The organism is Nocardioides sp. (assembly GCF_031397825.1).
Taxonomy (GTDB): domain Bacteria; phylum Actinomycetota; class Actinomycetes; order Propionibacteriales; family Nocardioidaceae; genus Nocardioides.
In genome coordinates, this window is sequence record NZ_JANNML010000047.1 from 1 (window position 1) to 3199 (window position 3199).

Sequence of the window (3199 nt, forward strand, 5' to 3'; positions counted from 1 at the left end):
CGGGATGAACGACACGACCGGCACCGTCGACTCCACGCCGATCAGGCCGGCCCCCCAGCCCCACTGGAAGACCATGACGAGCACGCCGTACGCCGCGCCGACGCTCAGCAGGTTGAGCACGACCGCCTTCAGCGGCACCAGGACCGACCGGAACAGCAGCGTGAGCAGGAGGAACGACAGCAGCAGCACGGCGACCACGAAGCGTGGCATCCGCTCCTGGACCCGGTCACCGAGGTCGGCGAAGGTGGCCGTCTGCCCGCCGACGTGGGCGGTCGCCGTGGTGCCGTCGAGCACCGTCGGGAAGACCTCGCTGCGGAGCCTCGCGACGGTCTCCTGGGTGGCCTCGTCCTGGGGCGACGTGGTCGGCTGCGCCACCAGGGTCGCCACGCCGGCGGTGGGATCGATGATCGGGTCGTCGACCGAGGTGATGCCCGGGTCGGCGGCGATGGCCGCTGCCAGCGGCGCTACGACGTTCGGCTGATCCGAGGTCCCGGCGCCCCGGGAGATGTCGACCGCGATCACCAGCGGCCCGTTGGCCCCGGGGCCGAACCCGTCGGCGATCAGGTCGTAGGCCCGTCGTTCGGTCCTCGACTCGGGCTTGGTCCCGTCGTCGGGGAAGCCCAGGTTGAGCGCGAGGACGGGTGCGGCCAGGGCGATCATGAGGACCGCTCCGCCGACGAAGTAGGCCGTCGCGTGGCGGGTCACGTGCGCGCCCCACCGGTACCAGCCGGTGCTCGGCCGGTGCGGCGTGCGCCTGCGGCCGTTGATCCGGTGCCCCGCCAGTCCGAGGAGTGCCGGCAGCAGGGTGATCGACGCGAGCACCATCACGAGCACCATCGCGGAGATGGCGACCCCACCACCGGTCACGAACGGGATCCCCGCGACGAGCAGCCCGAGGATCGCCACGACCACCGTGCCGCCGGCGAAGATCACGGCCTGCCCCGCTGTCGCCAGGGCTCGGCCGACGGCTTCGGTGACCGACATCCCCTGGGCCAGGTTCTCCCGGTGCCGGGTGACCAGGAAGAGCGCGTAGTCGATGCCGACGCCGAGCCCGACCATGGCCGCCAGCTGCGGCGCCCACGCCGGGATGTCGACCAGGTAGGTCACCAATTTCATCGAGGTGGCACCGATGACCAGCCCGAACAACGCCATCCCGATCGGCAGGCCCATCGCGACGAAGGAGCCGAAGGCGATGAGCAGGACGATCATCGCGACGACGAGTCCCGCGACCTCGCCGAGCCCGGTGGGTGCCTCCTCGAACGCGAAGAACAGGTCACCTCCGGTCTCCACCGTCAGCGACGACTCCTCACGCAGGTCGGCGACGGCGTCCTTGAGGTTCTCCAGGTCGGAGGCGTCGAGCTGCTCTACCGCGGGGTACTGCACGCGCACGAGTGCGATGGTGCCGTCCGGCGAGACGTCGCTGGTCGTCGTGAGCACGTGCGGGAGTGCTTCGAGAGCGGCCTCCACCGGCGCCAGCTGGGCCGCAACGTCCTGGGCCTCGAGCACGACGTGCGCGGTGACCCCGCCCTCGTCGGTCTGGGCCTCGGCGAGCAGCTCCGCAGCCTGGTAGGAGTCGAGGCCGGGTGCCTCGAAGCTCTCCTCGAGATCGCGCCCGAAGGCGACGGAGGAGGCGATGACGACGAGCGCCAGGACGACCCAGGCCCCGATGGCGACCCAGGGCCGGGTGGCAGCAGACCGGCCGAGCCGGTAGAGGAGATTCGACATGCCTCCACGGTGGCCCGGCGGCGAGCGGCGCACATCGGGCCAAGGAATGGGGGACTCCTCGGCCGAAAGGACGAGAAGCGAATCGTGCTTCTGCCCCGTACGACGAGCGTCCTCGCTCTCTAGGCTGGAGAGGTGATCGCCACCTTCATCCGCTCGATCCTGGCCGAGCCCCGTGCCCCGGAGCCGCCGGCGCGGGTGTGGCGGGACTGGGCCCTGGTCGGCGCCCTGCTGGCCACGGCCGTGGCCGAGGTGATCTTCCGCCCGGACGTGGCGTGGCGTCCCTTGGCCACCGTGGTCGCGCTCCTGGTGATCCCGGTCCTGCTCTGGCGGCGTACCCATCCGTTGCTGGCGACCGCGGTCGGCTGGGGCGGCGCGATGGTGCTGCACATCCCGACCGTCGTCAGTGACGTCGTCGACGTGGGGCTGTACTCCATGGCCGGCATCGTGTTGCTGCCGTACGCGTTGTACCGCTGGGCCTCGGGACGCGAGGCGCTGGTGGGGACCGCGATCGTCGCCGTGCCCGCGGGCCTGGGTCTCGCGACCAGCGCGACCCTCGGGGACGTGATCGGCGGCACCACCCTGTTGGTCGCGGTGTTCGCGCTCGGGGCCGCGATGCGCTACCGCGCGGTTGCGCGCCAGCGCGAGGTGCAACAGGTCCGGACTCTCGAGCGCGGTGAGCTCGCCCGCGAGCTGCACGACACCGTCGCACACCATGTGTCGGCCATCGCGATCCAGGCCCAGGCGGGGCGGGCGGTGGCAGCCAACGACCCGGCTTCGGCGGTCGAGGCGCTGGCCGTGATCGAGGCGGAGGCGTCACGGACCTTGCACGAGATGCGCACGATGGTCCGGGTGCTCCGCGAAGGCGAGGAGGCCGACTACGCGCCCCAGCGGGGCATCAGTGATCTGGACGAGCTGACCCGGATGAGCCCCCTGGTGCGGGTGCACCGCGGCGGCGACCTCGCTGGCCTGCCGCAACCGGTGGAGGTGGCGGTCTACCGGATCTGTCAGGAGTCGGTCACCAACGCGATCAGGCACTCGCTGCACGCCACGACGGTCAACGTGGAGGTCACCGGCGACGCCGGCGTCGTACGGTTGCGTGTGCACGACGACGGAGAAGCCGCCCGCCCCGCGACCAGCGTGGGCTACGGCCTGCTCGGCATGGCAGAACGAGCCAAGCTGCTCGGCGGCGTCTGTCAGGCCGGGCCGGACCCGCTCGGCGGCTGGACCGTCGAGGCGACACTCCCGCGGGAGGTGCCTCAGTGACCAGCCGAGGGACCATCCGGGTGGTGGTCGCCGACGACCAGCTCCTGGTCCGCACCGGGCTCAGCATGATCCTCAACGCGCAGCCCGGGATCGAGGTCGTCGGCGAGGCAACGGACGGTCATGAGGCGGTGGCTGTGGCACGCGAGCTGCGTCCCGACGTCTGCCTCTTCGACATCCGGATGCCCGGCATCGACGGCGTCGAGGCCACCCG

3 protein-coding genes are annotated in these 3199 nt (G+C 71.6%); 2 read left to right on the forward strand and 1 reads right to left on the reverse strand.

Features of this window, described 5'->3' with window-relative positions; all coding sequences use genetic code 11:
• On the reverse strand, window positions 1-1725 hold a 1725-nt coding region (locus RMN98_RS03685), incomplete at its 3' end, for an MMPL family transporter (protein ID WP_309647444.1).
• A 132-nt stretch (window positions 1726-1857) separates the two neighbouring features.
• Here RMN98_RS03685 and RMN98_RS03690 point away from each other — a divergent pair.
• Together RMN98_RS03690 and RMN98_RS03695 are read left to right on the forward strand one after the other, a co-directional pair.
• Window positions 1858-2988 (forward strand): histidine kinase, encoded by a 1131-nt coding sequence (locus tag RMN98_RS03690; protein ID WP_309647445.1) that lies wholly within the window; start codon window positions 1858-1860, stop codon window positions 2986-2988.
• 65 nt (window positions 2989-3053) lie between these two features.
• On the forward strand, window positions 3054-3199 hold a 146-nt coding region (locus tag RMN98_RS03695; protein ID WP_309647446.1), incomplete at its 3' end, for a response regulator transcription factor.